This window comes from Pseudomonas sp. PDM27, assembly GCF_019219205.1.
GTDB lineage: Bacteria > Pseudomonadota > Gammaproteobacteria > Pseudomonadales > Pseudomonadaceae > Aquipseudomonas > Aquipseudomonas laurylsulfatiphila.
This window is the reverse complement of sequence record NZ_JAHUWF010000016.1, coordinates 92,127-108,198: the sequence shown is the minus strand read 5'-3', so window position 1 is coordinate 108,198 and position 16,072 is coordinate 92,127. Positions and strand designations below refer to the sequence as shown.

The following is a 16,072-nucleotide window of genomic DNA, read 5'->3' as shown; positions in this document are numbered from 1 at the left end:
ACGGGTTCGATGGCCGCCATCAAAAAAAACGGGTTGCAGGATTTAACTAGGATCAATACAGTCGTAGTTGTTCGAGCGGCACAGGTCGACGATTCTCGAAAAACACCGACCTCATGCCGGCTCCCGATGAGCGTGACTCACAACCCTTGTTTATCCCCTGGAGTTAAAGATGAAACAGCACATTCTGGTGATCGGCGCAGGTTTCGGTGGCATGTGGACCGCTTTGAGTGCCACGCGCCTGTTCGACATTCACGGCCACAACGACGTTGAAGTGACCGTGCTGGCGCCCCAGGCCGAGCTGCGAGTGCGTCCGCGCTTCTACGAACCGAACGCCCATCAACTGGCGGCGCCGATCGGCGATCTGTTCGATGCTGTCGGGGTCAAGTTCATCAAGGGCGCGGCGCAGACCATCGATGTCGAGCAAAAGCAGGTCGGCTATGTCGATGCCGGCGGTGCCCGACAAGTCGGCAGCTACGACAAACTCGTTCTGGCCACCGGCAGCGGCCTGGCTTCGCCAAACACCCCGGGCGTGGCCGAACATGCATTCGACGTCGACCAGATCGAACAGGCCGTGCGCCTGGAAAACCACCTCAAGGCGCTGGCCAACCAGCCTGAAAGCAAGGCGCGCAACACGGTGGTGGTGGCCGGTGGCGGTTTCACCGGGATCGAAACGGCGACTGAAATGCCGACCCGCCTGCGGGCCATCCTCGGCGACCGTGCCGACATCAATGTGATCATCGTTGACCGCGGCGATAAAATCGGCGGCTCGATGGGCGAGGAAATCGCCGAATCGATCGTCGAGGCCAGTCTGGCGACCGGCGTGAAATGGCACTTGAAAGCCTCGGTCGTGTCGGTCGATGCCAATGGCGTCACCCTGTCCGACGGTGCGCGTATCGATGCCAGGACCGTGGTCTGGACCACCGGCGTTCGCGCCAGCTCCCTGACCGAACAGATCCCGGCCGAACGCGATCACCTGGGCCGCCTGCATGTCGACGCCCACCTGAAAGTGATTGGCCAGGACGACATCTTCGCCACCGGCGACGTGGCCTACGCAGCCAGTGACGAGATCGGCAACTACGCCCTGATGACCTGCCAGCACGCGATTTCGCTGGGCCGCCATGCCGGCAACAACGTGGCGGCGCAGATCCTCGGTGTCGACCCGACGCCGTACAGCCAGCCCAAGTACGTGACCTGCCTCGACCTCGGCGCCTGGGGCGCGGTCTACACCGAGGGTTGGGACCGCCAGGTCAAGTTGGTCAAGCATGAGGCCAAGGCACTGAAGACCCAGATCAACACCCAGTGGATCTACCCACCGGCGGCAGATCGAGTCACCGCACTGGCTTCGGCGGATCCGATGATTCCTGTGGCCTGATTGCTTCGAACATCGCGTCTGAATAAAACAATCCCGCTCGGGTTCGCCGAAGCGGGATTTTTTTACGCCTCGATTGCCTGCGTGAAATTTACCGTGTATTTTTTCATGAAATTAAAAATACAAAATTTCACGAGGCCGTATGTTTCAGCAATCCACCCGGCATGTCGCCAGTTACTACGCCCATAGCTGCGCCGATCGACTGGTCAATCGCACCGCACTGGAAGGTGAGCAAGACACTGAAGTGCTGATCATCGGGGCTGGTTTCAGTGGTTTGCACACGGCGTTGCGCCTGGCGCTGGCCGGCAAGCGCGTGACTTTGCTCGAAGCCAGCCGGGTGGCCTGGGCCGCGTCCGGGCGTAATGGCGGGCAGGCGATTCTCGGCTGGTCGTGCGACATGCCCCCGCTGGAAGCGGCGCTGGGATACGAGCGGGCGCGGCGATTGTGGGACGGCATGCGCTGGGCCGCGCGCGAATTGCGTGATCTGCCCGGCCGCCATGAATTCGATTGCGACTACCGCGCCGGCCATCTCTGGACTTCGGTGATGCCGCGGCGAGTGGGGCTGCTGACCGAGTGGCAGCACGAGGCCAGCCACAAGTGGGGTCACGACAAACTGCAGTTCATCCCCCGGCAACAGCTGCCGGAATGGGTGGCCAGCGAGCGTTATCAGGCCGGCCTGTTCGACCCCGAGGGCGGGCATTTGAACCCGCTGAAACTGGCCCTGGGCCTCGCGGAGGCGGTTGAGCGGGCTGGCGGCCGTATCTATGAGCAAAGCAAGGCGCTGAGTTATGGCGAGGAGGGCGAAGGCTTTGTGGTGACGACCGAGCGCGGTCGTATTCGCGCCGATGTGCTGGTGCTGGCGTGCAACGCCTACCTCGATCGGCTCGACCCGCAACTGGCCAGTTGTGTGTTGCCGGTCGGCACCTATCAGGTGGCGACCGCGCCGCTCACCAGGGACCAGGCCACTGCGCTGCTGCCGAGCAACGTGTGCGTGACCGACAATCAGTTCGTGCTCGATTATTTCCGCCGCACCCCGGATAACCGCCTGCTGTTCGGCGGCGGTTGCACTTACCTGGGCGGGATGCCCAAGGACATCGCCGCGGCGACCCGACCGTTCCTGGAGCGGGTGTTCCCGCAACTCACGGGTGTGGCGCTGGAGTTTGCCTGGGGCGGACACATCGACCTGACCCTCAAGCGCACGCCGGACATCGGACGGCGCGGCGATCTGTACTGGATGCAGGGCTATTCCGGGCATGGCGTGCTGCCGACACTGGCCGCGGCGCGGGCGGTGTCCGACGCGATCCTCGGTCAACCCGACGAACTGTTCCTGTACCAGGGCCTGAACAACGGCAGTTTCCCCGGCGGCAAATACCTGGCCGCGCCGCTGGAAGCCATCGGCAAAGCCTGGTATCGACTGCGCGACAGTATTTGAAGCGACACTTTCTGGAAGCCTCAAGATGGACATGCAAGAAGAAATTTCGGCGCTGGCGATCCTGATCCAGGACCTGCGCAAGCACAAGAAGTACACCCTGAAGGAACTGGCGGACAAAATCGGCCGCTCCGTAGGTTTTCTGTCCCAGGTCGAGCGCGGCCTGTCGCGCCCGACGGTGGCGGACCTGACCGCGATCAGCGAAACCCTCGGGGTGCCCACCACCTATTTCTACAGCCTGCCCAAACCCATGGCGTTGTCCTGGGTCACCCGCCCGGACGAGCGCCGTACGCTGTACTACGCCGACGGCATCACCGACATCCTCGTTTCGCCAAAAATGCGCGCGTCGTTCTCGATGCTTGAAAGCCAGCTCGAACCCGGCGCCAGCAGCGGCGACCGGCACATGAAGGACAGCTCGGAGCAGGGCGGTTATGTCCTCGAAGGGCAACTGACCCTGTGGCTCGACGACAACGAACCGGTGACCCTGCATCCCGGCGACAGCTTTCAACTGGCCAGCCATGCGCACTGCCGCTACGGCAACCTGTCCGACCAACTGACCCGCGTGCTTTGGGTTTACACCTGATAACAACAAGGACCAAAACGATGGATGCCGTGTGCTCTGAACTGCTGGCCGAAGTTCGCAACTTCCGCCACTGCAACCCCGAAGTGCGTTATGTCGACCTGATCTCCCTGGACATTCCGGGGCATTTCTACGGCAAGCGCTACCCGATCGAGATGCTGGAAAAAGTCGCTGCTGGCAGTGCACTAAAACTGCCGCAAAATTGTGTGCTGCTCGGCACCCAGGGCGGGCTGTTCAAGATTGGTGACTACTGCTTCAACGATGGCGACCCGGATGCGTTGCGGCGTTTGGTGCCTGGCACCTTGAAGCTGGTGACTTGGGAAAAGCAGCCTCTGGGCCAGATGCTGATCACCTCCGACGGCACGGAAAAACCCATCGAATTCGAACCCCGTGAAGTGTTGGCGCAGGTGCTGAACCGCCTGCACCGTAAAGGGATTTTCCCGGTGGTGGCCTTCGAGCTGGAGTTCTACCTGTTCGACAGCCGCTTGAAGGACGGCCTGCCGCAGTTCCCCCGTGATGAGCTGACCGGCGACGCCGACGATCAGCCGAACATGCACATCGAACGCTTGTCGCGCTTCGCCCCGGTGCTCGATGAAATGGTCGAGACCGCGCGGGCCCAAGGCATCGATGCCACGGTGATCACCGCCGAACTCGGCCCGGGCCAGTTCGAAATCAATTTCGGCCATTGCGATGACGGCCTGCGTGCCGCCGACTGGGCCGCGCTGTTCTGCCGCAGCACACGGGGCGTGGCGCTCAAGCACAACCTGCGCGCCAGTTTCATGGCCAAACCTTACCTGCAACACCCCGGCAGCGGCATGCACGTGCACGTCAGCCTGTATGACCAGGCCGGCAACAACCTGCTGGCGGCGAACGGTCAGCGGGCGCTGCGCCATGCCGTGGCTGGTTGCCTGGAGGTGTTGCCGCACTGCATGCCGATCTTTGCCCCGAACCACAATGCCATGCGTCGCTTGAGTGGCACGGTGAACGTTGCGTCCCGCGCCAGTTGGGGCTTCGAGGACCGCGATGCGTGCTTGCGTATTCCGGAGTCGGACGTCAAGAACCTGCGCATCGAACATCGCCTGGCGGGCGCCGATGCCAACCCGTATCTGGCGTTGGCGGCGATCCTGGTGGGGTTGGAGCAGGGCCTGGAAGGGGAGCGCGAGCCGATTGCACCGCTCAACGAAGACCGCAGCAGTGGCGTCGATTTCCCGTTGGAAATGCTCGAAGCGGTACAGTCCATGCAACATCATTCAGCCGTGCGCGAAGGCTTGGGGGCGGAGTTCGTGGACGTCTATTGCGAAAACAAACGCCAGGATCATCTGGCATTTCTGCATGACATCAGCGCGCGTGAGTATCGCTGGTTCTTGTAGTCGCCCTTAGAAAATATGTGGATATATAAGGGCTTAGAGCGTTTAGTAACTGGATAGTGAATAAAAATATCTTGTTACAGGCCGAAATATTCCGTAATATCCGCGCCGCGTTCACCACCACGGTTTATGCATTTTTAAGTCCCGGGCGTCCATCAGCTGCCCGGGATTTTTTTTGCCTGGAGTTTGGTTGGCCGTTGAAAATCAAAAGATCGCAGCCTGCGGCAGCTCCTACAGGGGTGTACGTCTTGCCCTTGTAGGAGCTGCCGCAGGCTGCGATCTTTTTGCCGTCAAAGGCTGATGACTATGCAGGTACGCTGACGCGCGCGGTCATTTTCATCAGCCAGTAGTAACTCACCGCCGGCACCAGCAACCCGACCACCCACGCCAGATCCACCCCGTCCAGCGCCGTGGCCACCGGGCCGACGTACAGCGTGGTGTTCATGAACGGAATTTCCAGGGCGATCGCCAGCAGGAAACTGCCGCAGGCAATCCGGTTGACCCGCCCGTAGATTCCGTTCAGGTCGAAGATGTCGTCAATCCGGTACTGCCCTTTGCGCAGGCAGTAGTAGTCCACCAGATTGATCGCCGTCCACGGGATCAGGAAGTAGCTCATGAAGAAGATGAAGTTCAGGAAGAAGTTGATGAAGTCGTCCTGACTGATGGTGCACAGGGCCGTGGCCACCAGGCTGATCAGCAGCATGAACATACCGCGCACCCGCGGCGTCACCTTGAGTCGGGCGAATGGCTCGATCACGGTGATGGTCGACATGAACGCGCCGTACAGGTTGAACACGTTGATCGACACCTGGCCATAGACGATGAAGGCGAACAGCAGCACCGCGCCAGTGCCGAACAAACCGGCGACATGCCCGCCGACGTTGCTGGAAAAGTCGCCGATGCCGACGCTCAGGATCGCCCCGAGAATCATCATCCACGCGCCACCGCTGACCGTGCCGGCGTAGCTGTACCAGAACACCTGGGCGGTCGGCGTATTACTCGGCAGGTAGCGCGAGTAGTCGGCGACGTAAGGTGCGTAGGACAGTTGCCAGGTCACGGCGATGCTCACCGCCACCAGGAACTTCGACAACGAAAAGCCGGTCGGCAGCCATTGTTCGGCCGGGATCGGCAACTGCAAGGCGAGCACCGTGGCGGCCATGAACACCACCAGCGACAGAATCGACAGCAGCTTCTGCAAACGGTGAATCAATCGATAGCCATAGAGGGCGACGACGAAGCACAACGCGCCGATCAGGTAGATGTTGCCGGACATCGGCAGCGGGCTGACGGACTCCAGCGCCTGGGCCGCGAGCAAGGTGTTGCTGACGAAGAAGCCCAGGTAAATCAGCATCACAAACAGCAGCGGCAACACCGCCCCCAGCACGCCGAATTGTGCCCGGCTCTGGATCATCTGCGGAATGCCCAGCTTCGGTCCCTGGGCCGAGTGGGAGGCCATGAAAATCGCCCCCAGCAACGAGCCGACGATGATCGCCAGCGCACTCCAGAACAGGTTGAGCCCCATCACCACCGGCAACACGCCGGAGGCGATGGTGGTGATGTTCATGTTGGCGCCGAACCAGATATAGAACAGCGACCCCGGTTTGCCGTGGCGTTCGGTTTCGGGGATGAAATCGATGCTTCTTTTTTCGACTTGCATGGCGATCACTCCTGAGTCCGGACGAGACGGGATTGCAGACGGGCGATGGTGCCGGGAAGCTCATGGGGCTGGTGGGCAAACAGGTCCGGACGCTCGGGGATCAGGCTCAGGTAGTCGCGCTGTTCCAGGGCGCGCAGGCATTCGGTCGTGGTGAGGATTTCCAGTGAGTAGACCCAGTTGGCCATGATCAGCAAGGCCGAATAATGCCCGGCCTCGGTGGTCGTGGTGCAGGCATCGCTGACCAGGCGTACGCGATAGCCCAGGGCGAAGGCATCGAACACGCTGGTCAGCACGCAGACGTCGGTCAACACACCGCAGATGATCAGCGTGTCGACCTCCATGGCCCTGAGTCGGGCATCGAGGTCGGTGCGGTGAAAGGCACTGTAACGGCCCTTGTCGATGATCCATTCACCGGGCTGCGGCGTCAGCGACTCGATGATTTCCACTTGCCAGGTGCCGGCGCGGTAGCTGCCGGGGCCACCGTCGGCGGCCAGGGGTTCACCGTGGGGCAGATCACTGCCGTCGGCCTGATTGATGTGGCGGGTATAGATGACAGGCATCCGCTGATGGCGGGCGGTGTCGAGGAGGGCGGCGGTATGGGCGACCACCCTGTCGAAGTTCTTCAGGACGAAGCCGTCCTCCTGCTGCATGTCGATGATCAACAGCGCGTTGTTATTGTTCATTGGGCAAACCTGATCAAAGGCGAATATAAGACACCGCACGCGCCATGCCATGGCGAGACGCGGGGTGCGTGATTGGCTGTTCGGGTGGGCTCAGTGAACTATTTGCCAGAAGCCGTTCTGCTTGGCCGAAACGCTGGCGCGCAGACGCTTGAAATGCAGGTGCGAAGCGGTCCATTCACCGCGCAGGTAAGCCCGCGCGGCGCCGGAGGGGAGGGCGAGTGATGGGAGGCGATCAGTGAACATGGAAATCGACCCCCTGTAGGAGCGAGCTTGCTCGCGAAAAACTCTGGACAACGCGTTCATTCAGATGGCCCGCGTTATCGTTGGCGTCCATCGCGAGCAAGCTCGCTCCTACAGTTGATGTCGCAGGGCGGCGTAATCAGCGAAACGCTGGCACCACATGCTTGATAAACAGCTCCAGGGATTTTTTCTTCTCCGCGTGGGGCAGGCTGTTATCGCACCAGAAGCTGAACTCGTCTACACCCAGTTCCTGGTAGTACTTGATGCGCGGAATGATTTCTTCCGGGGTGCCGATCATGGCGGTCTTGTGCAGGCTCTCGAGTTCGAACTCGGGGCGACCGGCGAATTTCTCTTCCGGACTCGGCGCGAGGAAACCGTTGACCGGGGTGGTCTTGTTGCCGAACCAGGCATCGAAGGTGCGATAGAACTTCGAGATCGCCTTGGCCCCGACTTCCCAGCCCTGCGGATCGTCGGCGGTGTGCACGTGGGTGTGTCGCAGCACCATCAGTTGCGGGCGCGCCACGCCAGGGTTGTTGTCCAGGGCGGCCTGGAATTTGTTCTTCAGGTCGAGGACTTCCTCGTCGCCTTTCATCAGCGGCGTGACCATGACGTTGCAGCCGTTGGCCACCGCGAAGTTGTGCGAGTCCGGGTCGCGGGCGGCGATCCACATCGGCGGGTTCGGTTGCTGGATCGGCTTGGGCACGCTGGTGGAGGTCGGGAATTTCCAGATGTCGCCGTCGTGGGCGTAGTCACCGTTCCACAAGGCTCGCACCACCGGAACCATTTCCCGTAACGCCTGGCCGCCGGAGGAGGCTGGCATGCCGCCGGCCATGCGGTCGAACTCGATCTGGTAGGCGCCACGGGCCAGGCCGACTTCCATGCGGCCATTGCTGATCACGTCGAGCAACGCGCATTCACCGGCCACCCGCAGCGGATGCCAGAACGGCGCGATGATGGTGCCGGCACCGAGGTGAATGGTGGTGGTCTTGCCCGCCAGATAAGCCAGCAACGGCATCGGGCTCGGCGAAATGGTGTACTCCATGGCGTGGTGTTCGCCGATCCACACGGTGCTGAATCCACCGGCTTCGGCCATCAGCGTCAGTTCGGTCAGGTCTTCGAACAACTGGCGGTGGCTGACGCTTTCGTCCCAACGTTCCATGTGTACGAACAGGGAAAACTTCATGACGCTTACCTCGGATCTTTTGTTGTTGGCCTGTCGACTGCGGGCCTGATGGTTATTGGTATACCATAATACATAATTTCCGCAAATGACTTCTCTTCGCGGCTAACGCTAAGCAGTGTGGGAGCGGGCTTGCTCGCGAAAGCGAACTTCCAGGCGGCATATGTGTTGACTGACACTCCGTCTTCGCGAGCAAGCCCGCTCCCACAGGGGGATGCGGTGATATCAGAGGGATCAGGCCAGAACAGGCAGGGCACCCATCTTGCCGTGGCAATACACCAGTGGCCCGCTGCTCTGCTGGGGCACGATCAGGTTCTTCACCGCGCCGACCATGATGGCGTGGTCGCCGCCTTCATATTCGCGCCACAACTCGCATTCGATGACCGCCGTGGCGTTGGCCAGGATCGGGTTACCCAACTCGCTGAGCGTCCACTCGATCCCCTGGGCCTTGTCCTTGCCTTTGCGCGCGAAGGCATAGGCTTCGCTTTGCTGGCCGCCGGACAGCACGTGGATCGCAAAACGTTTGTTCCTGATCAGGACCGGGTAGGAATCGGAGCTGTAGTTGGGGCAGAACAGCACCAGCGCCGGGTCCATCGACAGCGAGCTGAAGGCGCTGGCGGTCAGGCCGACGATTTGCCCATCTTCATCGAGCGTAGTGATCACGGTCACTCCGGACGGGAACGAGCCCATGACTTGTTTGTAGATGGCGGCATCGATCATTGGACGGTCCTCGGGTGGTGTGACGCGTTTTTATGTGTTTGTAGGTCTGATGGTATACCGTAATACATCGATTGCAAGGTCTTTTTGAGTGAACCGATAAACGTACGGCTTTCGTCGCAAAGCCAATGATTACGGGGCTATTGGCTAACAAATGTGGGCGTGAATCGGGCAGGATACCGGCTCAGAGGCTTGTTCAAAGACCGGATCAGTCTTGTTTAAAGTTTGGAATACCATAATATGGTTCTCATCTGAGGGGCGGCCAGAGAGTCCCCCCGGTTTGGCTTCATACAAAGATAAGAACAGACAAACTCGAGTTCATGCACATGTCCCAGATGTCCCGGCAAGATCCGTTGATCGAGAACCACACGGTCGACTACGTTCCACTCGCAGAGCGCCATGGGAAGGCCCGCGATCTTTTCACCCTGTGGTTCAGCACCAACATCGCGCCACTGCCCATCGTCACCGGCGCCATGGTGGTCCAGGTGTTCCACCTCAATCTGTTCTGGGGCCTGCTGGCGATTGCCCTCGGGCACATGGTCGGCGGTGTGGTGATTGCGCTGGCGTCGGCCCAGGGGCCGTGCATGGGCATTCCGCAGATGGTCCAGAGTCGTGGTCAGTTCGGCCGCTACGGCGCACTGCTGATCGTGTTCTTCGCCGCGTTGATCTACATCGGTTTCTTCATTTCCAACATCGTGCTGGCAGGCAAATCGATCGTCGGCATTGCGCCGTCGGTTCCGGTGCCGGCGAGCATTCTGATCGGCGCCCTCAGCGCCACGGCCATCGGGGTGATCGGTTATCGCTTCATCCACACCCTCAACCGCATCGGCACCTGGGTCATGGGCAGCGCGTTGCTCGCCGGTTTCCTCTACATTTTCGCCCATGACCTGCCGGCGGACTTCTTCACTCGCGGCGGGTTCAACCTGTCGGGCTGGCTGGCCACGGTCTCGCTGGGCATCATCTGGCAGATCAGCTTCTCGCCGTATGTGTCGGACTACTCGCGCTACCTGCCGGCGGACATCGGCATCACCCGGCCGTTCTTCGCCACTTACCTGGGGGCGACCCTGGGCACGATCCTGTCGTTCACCTTCGGTGCCGTGGCGGTACTGGCGACGCCCGAAGGCACCGAGGCGATGGCGGCGGTCAAGCAGTCCACCGGTTGGCTGGGGCCGATCCTGATGGTGCTGTTCCTGCTCAACATCATCAGCCACAACGCCCTGAATCTGTATGGCGCGGTGCTGTCGATCATCACCTCGATCCAGACCTTCGCCAGCCAGTGGACGCCGAGCATCAAGGTCCGCGTGGTGTTGTCGGGCATCATCCTGGCGGGTTGCTGCGTGGTGGCGCTGGGTGCCTCGGCGAACTTCATTTCGCAGTTCATCGGCCTGATTCTGGCGCTGTTGCTGGTGCTGGTGCCCTGGGCGTCGATCAACCTGATCGACTTCTACCTGATCAAGCGTCGCCGCTACGACATCGCCTCGATCTTCCGCGCGGATGGCGGCATCTACGGGCGTTTCAACCTGCACGCGATCATCGCCTACTTCATCGGCATCATCGTGCAGTTGCCATTCGCCAACACTTCACTGTATGTCGGACCCTACGCCAATCTGGTAGACGGCGCGGACCTGTCGTGGCTGGTGGGTCTGGTGGTGACATGCCCGTTGTATTACTGCCTCGCTACGCGCAGCCAGGCACAGGAAAGCCGTGCGGTGAGGTTCGGCTACACCGACTGAGGCAAAATCGTTTGGTGTTCGTATAAAAATGCCCGGCGCGTCGTCGTCACTGTGGGAGCGAGCTTGCTCGCGATGGTCGTTAACGATGCCGCGTGGTTACTGACTAAACGCAGCGCTCTTAAGTCCATCGTCGGAACGCCGCCCGGAGCAAGCTCGCTCCCACAATGACGGCGGCGTGTCGGGCATTTTTGTGTTCGCTGATTGCTCAGGAATGCTTGAACACATTCAGGCCACGTTGTACCGCCGGCCTGGCTTCGACCGTGTCGAACCAGCGCGATAGCTGTGGAAGCAGCTTCCAGTCCAGCCGGTCACGGAATGCCATGGCAATGGTGAACGCCGAAATATCGGCCATGGAAAACTGTTCGCCCGCCATGAATTCGCCGGTCAAATAACTTTCCGAGTAGGTCAGTTGTTCGATCACCCGCAGATCGATGATCGCCGCCGCTTTGTCCTGGCCTGCCTGGTGCAGGAAAAACGCGGCATGGCTGGGGGCGATGACATCGGTCACGAAAAAGAAATAGCGGTCGATCACCCGGGTGCGCACAGGTCCCGGCTGCGCCGGTGCCAGCTTTCCGGGGGCAATGGAGTCGGCGTACTGGATGATGGCGTTGGACTGGTTGATGACCAGCGTCGGCGTCGTCCCGTGATCGATCAGGGTCGGTACTTTCCCGGCCGGGTTGAGCGCCAGGAAGTCCGGCCCGCGGTGCTCCTGTGCATACAGGTCGAGCTTGCGTGCCGTGTAGGCGATGCCCGACTCTTCGAGGGCGATCGCGGCCCGCAGACTGTTGCCGGTATTGGCGCCGAACAGCTCTATCCGATCGTTCATGGGCATTGCTCCTTGGGTGACACACAGGCAGCCAGCGAACACTGCCGATGAGGTCAGTATGATGAAAATCCGACGCAGCGATATTCAAAAACAGTGATCGTCCATACCCCTGCGCGACAAGCCGTATCCCTCTACGAAAACTACTTTCACCGCGTTTGATAATAGCCTGCCGAAATGTTTTAAGAGTTTCACAAGCCAGTCAGTAACCCCTCACCTCGAACGATTCACATCACTCATCGAACGCGCCTGTTGTCGCGCTCGTGTTGAGCGCTGTTGCGTGGGCGGCAATCGGGTCCTGCCTGGCGGTGAAACCTTCAAATAACGATAAGAAACACCCAGGAGCACCCTATGTTCAAACGCGCGATTCCCACCGCAGTCCTGTTGGCCACCGGTTCGCTGTGTGCACAGGCCGCCGATTCCGCCGCCCATGGTTTTCTCGAAGACAGCAAGGCCAGCCTGTCGATGCGCACCCTGTACTTCAACAGCGACAATCGCGATGGCGCAGCACAGCCTTCGAAAACCGAAGAGTCAGCCCAGGGCTTCGTGTTGCGCTATGAATCCGGGTTTACCCAGGGCACGGTAGGGTTCGGGCTCGATGCCCAGGCGTTGCTCGGCATCACGCTGGACAGCGGAGCGGGGCGCCACGTCGGTAGCGGCATGATTCCTTCCGACGGCGACGGCGCGGCCGACACCTGGAGCAGCTTCGGTCCTACGGCGAAGATGCGCCTGGCGAGGACTGAATTTCGCTACGGCACCTTGCTGCCGAAGTTGCCAATCCTGCTGGCCAACGATGCGCGTGTGTTGCCGCAATCGTTTACCGGTGCGCAGGTCACCTCGAACGACATCGATGGCCTGACGCTGACCAGCGGTGTGCTCGAGCACGCGGTCGGGCGTGCCTCGACCGACCGTACAGGCTTGTCGGTCGCCGGCAGCACCCAGGACAGCAACAAGTTCTACTACGCCGGCGCTGACTACAACCTCAGCAAATCCCTGAAGACGCAGTATTACTTCGCGCAGCTGGAGGATTTCTACAACCAGAGCTTTCTCGGCCTGACGCACATTCTGTCCATCGACAGCGCCAGCTCACTGACCACCGACCTGCGCTACTTCCACACCACGTCCAGCGGTGCCAACAGCTCAGCCTCCGGCCGCGCGCAAGGTTATCGGGTATCCGGTTACACCGACGACAACGACGGTGAAATCGACAACAGCACCTGGGTGGCGATGCTCACCTACACCCATGGCGGGCACGCGGTGTCGGTGGGTCATCAACGGGTGGGCGACGGCAGCAACTTCGTCCAGCCCAACCAGGGCAGCCTGGTGGACAAAGGGGCGGGCGGCGGCAGTGTCTACCTGCCCACCGACAAGATGATCCAGAACTTTGCCCGCGCCGGAGAGCAGACGAACTTCGGGCAATACACCTACGACTTCGCGCCCATGGGCGTGCCGGGCCTGAAAGCCTCGATCGCGTATCTGAAGGGCACGGACATCAAGGCGCAAAACGCCAGCGATCAGTCCGAATGGGAGCGCGACATGACCCTGGACTACGTGTTGCAGTCGGGCACGTTCAAGGGGGTAGGGTTCACACTGCGTAATGCCAAATCGAACACCGATGCCGGCCGCAATGTGGACCAGAGCCGGTTCATCATCAATTACACCTTGTCGCTGCTGTAATCACACCACAGTCCCCTGTGGGAGCGGGCTTGCTCGCGAAGGCGGTGTGTCAGGCGACATTGGTATTGAATGTGCTGGCCTCTTCGCGAGCAAGCCCGCTCCCACAAGGACCGCGCAAACCCTGTGGGAGCGGGCTTGCCCGCGATGGCGGTGTGTCAGATCACATCGATACTGAATGTGCCGGCCTCTTCGCGAGCAAGCCCGCTCCCACAGAAAAATCGATTCATGGGCTGGCCGCCGCACTGTCGCATCGCTGATCAATGCGGACAGGTATTTTGGCCGTTTCGATCTCCTTTTGGCCTGACTCACGCTGTGAACCGGCCACGCCCTCGGCAAGAATCACAACCATACGCTTGACTTCCTTGCCCTTGGCAATTTTCAAGGCCGCTGCCGTGTACAGAACATAAAAACCATCGAACTCACGCCACACTTGGGGAAATGATCCATGGACTCAATGAAACGCATAATGGGTGCCACCGTTTGCGGACTGTCGCTGCTGGCCAGCGCGGTGCACGCCGAACCGCGCGAATTGCGGGTGTACAACTGGGCGGACTACATCCTGCCGTCCGTACCCAAGGATTTTGCCAGGGACACCGGGATCAAGGTGACCTGGGACACCTTCGACACCAATGAGTCCCTGGAAGCCAAGCTGCTCACCGGCAACTCGGGCTACGACCTGGTGGTGCCCTCCAACCAGTTCATCGAAACCCAGATCAAGGCGGGCGTGTTCCAGAAACTCGACAAGTCCAAACTGCCGAACTGGTCGCACCAGGACCCGGCGTTGCTCAAGCTGCTGGACAAGAACGACCCGGGCAACCAGTACGGCGTGCCCTACATGTACGGCACCGTGCTGATCGGTTTCAACCCGGCCAAGGTCAAGGCGGCGCTGGGCGAGAATGCGCCGGTGGACAGCTGGGACCTGGTGTTCAAGCCCGAGAACATGGAGAAGCTCAAGGCCTGTGGCGTCGCGATGCTCGACTCGCCGTCGGAGATCCTGCCGCTGGCCCTGCATTACCTGGGGCTGGACCCGAACAGCCAGAACCCGGATGACTACGAAAAAGCCAAGGCGCTGATGCTCAAGGTCCGTCCTTACGTCACCTATTTCAACTCCGCCAAGTACATGACTGACATCGCCAACGGCGATATCTGCGTGGCCATCGGTTACTCCGGCAGCTTCTATCAGTTCGGCAACCGCGCCAAAGAGGCGGGTAACGGTGTGGTCGTCGACTGGCGCCTGCCGAAAGAGGGTGCGCCGATCTGGTTCGACACCTTCGCCATCCCGAAAAGCGCAAAGAATGTCGCCGAGGCCCATGAGTTCCTCAACAACCTGCTGGACCCGAAAGTCATCGCGCCGATCAGCGACTTCCTCGGCTACCCGAATGCCAACAAGGATTCGCTGGCGCTGATCAACAAGGACATCACCGGCAACCCGAACCTGACACCGACCAGCGAGGCATTGAAGACGCTGTACGTCGTGCAGCCATTGCCGCAAAAGCTCGAGCGGGTGCGCACGCGGGTGTGGACCAGCATCAAGTCCGATCAGTAACCCCGAGATCCTTGCAGGCGTCGAACACACATCCTGCGGGCGACGAACATCCATTGTGGGAGCGGGCTTGCTCGCGAAAGCGGAGTGTCAGTCAAGCATGTGTCGACTGACACTCCGCTTTCGCGAGCAAGCCCGCTCCCACATTTGATTGATGTCGAGCACAAATCCCATGCTCGCTCCCACAGGATGTACGGTGCAGGCCTAGCGAAAAAACTCCCCGGGTGTTTCACCAAACTGCTGACGAAACGCCGCGATAAACGCCGACGTCGAGTCATAGCCGCAAGCCAACGCCACATCGGTCACTCGCTCGCCCTGTTCCAGGGGTGTCAGGGCGCCGAGCAGGCGCAAGCGCTGGCGCCAGGCGCGAAAGGTCAGGCCGGTGTCGCGCAGGAACAGACGACTGAGGGTTTTCTCGGTGACGCCGAATTGCTCGCTCCAGTGACTGAGGGTGGTTTGTTGCTCGGGGTGCGACTCCAGGCTTTGCGCGATTTGCCGCAATCGGCTGTCCTGGGGCAGCGGCAGCATCAGGTCGATCTGGGGTGCCTCAGCCAACTGATCGAGAATCACCTGGGCCAACCGGCCGTGCGCTCCGTCCTGATCGTATTCCACCGGAATCTGACTGAAGGCACGGATCAACTCGCGCAACAGATCGCTGACCGCCAACACATGACAGCCCGGCGGCGCCCAGGTCGAGACGCTGCAATCGATGTACAGGCTGCGCATTTCCGTGCGCGGCGAACTGAACACCCGGTGCGGCATGCCCGCCGGAATCCACACCGCACGCTCCGGCGGGGCGACGAAGCGCCCGACGCCGGTCTGGATTTCGAGCACGCCCTGGATCGCATAGGACAGCTGCACCCACGGGTGGCTGTGGCGCCGGGTCAGGGCGCGATTGGGCAGCGATTCGGTACGGCCGTAGAGCGGCCTTGGCAGGCTGGACAGCCCGGGAATACTGCGCCGGATACTTTTGTCATGTCCTTTAGGCGGCATCGGTGGGCTCATCGGCGTTAGTCGGTAATATCCAGTCACGTTAGAGTCGCTTTCACGTACTGGCAACCCCCGGATGATCAA

At 60.8% G+C, this 16,072-nt stretch carries 15 protein-coding genes; 7 read left to right on the top strand and 8 right to left on the bottom strand.

The window, feature by feature from the left end; all coding sequences use genetic code 11:
* Positions 1-169 precede the first annotated feature (169 nt).
* From KW838_RS26400 to KW838_RS26385, 4 genes are all read left to right on the top strand, one after another.
* Positions 170-1,372, top strand: a complete 1,203-nt coding sequence (locus tag KW838_RS26400; RefSeq protein WP_218504030.1) for an NAD(P)/FAD-dependent oxidoreductase — start codon at positions 170-172, stop codon at positions 1,370-1,372.
* A gap of 139 nt (positions 1,373-1,511) precedes the next feature.
* Entirely contained in the window at positions 1,512-2,801 is a 1,290-nt protein-coding gene (locus KW838_RS26395) for an FAD-binding oxidoreductase (RefSeq protein WP_218504029.1), read from the top strand.
* A gap of 25 nt (positions 2,802-2,826) precedes the next feature.
* The gene (locus tag KW838_RS26390) at positions 2,827-3,381 is read left to right on the top strand and encodes a helix-turn-helix domain-containing protein (RefSeq protein WP_007976194.1); all 555 of its coding nucleotides are present in this window, start codon (positions 2,827-2,829) and stop codon (positions 3,379-3,381) included.
* Positions 3,382-3,401: 20 nt separating this feature from the next.
* Entirely contained in the window at positions 3,402-4,748 is a 1,347-nt protein-coding gene (locus tag KW838_RS26385) for a glutamine synthetase family protein (RefSeq protein ID WP_102701575.1), read from the top strand.
* 301 nt (positions 4,749-5,049) lie between these two features.
* Here the strand turns inward: KW838_RS26385 and KW838_RS26380 are convergent, their stop codons facing one another.
* The 5 genes from KW838_RS26380 to KW838_RS26360 form a co-directional block, all read right to left on the bottom strand.
* Positions 5,050-6,402, bottom strand: a complete 1,353-nt coding sequence (locus KW838_RS26380) for a cytosine permease (protein ID WP_218504028.1) — start codon at positions 6,400-6,402, stop codon at positions 5,050-5,052.
* 5 nt (positions 6,403-6,407) lie between these two features.
* The gene (locus KW838_RS26375; RefSeq protein WP_218504027.1) at positions 6,408-7,085 is read right to left on the bottom strand and encodes a cysteine hydrolase family protein; all 678 of its coding nucleotides are present in this window, start codon (positions 7,083-7,085) and stop codon (positions 6,408-6,410) included.
* A 90-nt stretch (positions 7,086-7,175) separates the two neighbouring features.
* The gene (locus tag KW838_RS26370; RefSeq protein ID WP_007976201.1) at positions 7,176-7,328 is read right to left on the bottom strand and encodes a hypothetical protein; all 153 of its coding nucleotides are present in this window, start codon (positions 7,326-7,328) and stop codon (positions 7,176-7,178) included.
* Positions 7,329-7,464: 136 nt separating this feature from the next.
* Complete coding sequence (locus KW838_RS26365; protein WP_218504026.1) at positions 7,465-8,508, bottom strand: LLM class flavin-dependent oxidoreductase; 1,044 nt, start codon at positions 8,506-8,508, stop codon at positions 7,465-7,467.
* 231 nt (positions 8,509-8,739) lie between these two features.
* On the bottom strand, positions 8,740-9,225 hold the full coding sequence (locus tag KW838_RS26360) for a flavin reductase family protein (protein WP_007976207.1): 486 nt from the start codon (positions 9,223-9,225) through the stop codon (positions 8,740-8,742).
* A 323-nt stretch (positions 9,226-9,548) separates the two neighbouring features.
* Here KW838_RS26360 and KW838_RS26355 point away from each other — a divergent pair, with 323 nt between their 5' ends.
* Entirely contained in the window at positions 9,549-10,955 is a 1,407-nt protein-coding gene (locus tag KW838_RS26355; protein WP_102701571.1) for a cytosine permease, read from the top strand.
* 205 nt (positions 10,956-11,160) lie between these two features.
* On the opposite strand, the gene KW838_RS26350 is transcribed toward KW838_RS26355, so the two are convergent.
* Complete coding sequence (locus KW838_RS26350) at positions 11,161-11,781, bottom strand: glutathione S-transferase family protein (RefSeq protein WP_102701570.1); 621 nt, start codon at positions 11,779-11,781, stop codon at positions 11,161-11,163.
* 348 nt (positions 11,782-12,129) lie between these two features.
* Between KW838_RS26350 and KW838_RS26345 the strand changes: the two genes are divergently transcribed.
* A complete protein-coding gene (locus KW838_RS26345) occupies positions 12,130-13,455 on the top strand; it encodes an OprD family porin (RefSeq protein WP_218504025.1) in 1,326 nt (441 codons plus the stop codon).
* A 223-nt stretch (positions 13,456-13,678) separates the two neighbouring features.
* Here the strand turns inward: KW838_RS26345 and KW838_RS26340 are convergent, their stop codons facing one another.
* The gene (locus KW838_RS26340) at positions 13,679-13,885 is read right to left on the bottom strand and encodes a hypothetical protein (RefSeq protein WP_218504024.1); all 207 of its coding nucleotides are present in this window, start codon (positions 13,883-13,885) and stop codon (positions 13,679-13,681) included.
* A gap of 15 nt (positions 13,886-13,900) precedes the next feature.
* Here KW838_RS26340 and KW838_RS26335 point away from each other — a divergent pair, with 15 nt between their 5' ends.
* Positions 13,901-15,001 (top strand): polyamine ABC transporter substrate-binding protein, encoded by a 1,101-nt coding sequence (locus KW838_RS26335; RefSeq protein ID WP_218504023.1) that lies wholly within the window; start codon positions 13,901-13,903, stop codon positions 14,999-15,001.
* Between the two features lie 201 nt (positions 15,002-15,202).
* On the opposite strand, the gene KW838_RS26330 is transcribed toward KW838_RS26335, so the two are convergent.
* Positions 15,203-15,991, bottom strand: a complete 789-nt coding sequence (locus KW838_RS26330; protein WP_218504022.1) for a helix-turn-helix domain-containing protein — start codon at positions 15,989-15,991, stop codon at positions 15,203-15,205.
* Positions 15,992-16,072: the final 81 nt, after the last annotated feature.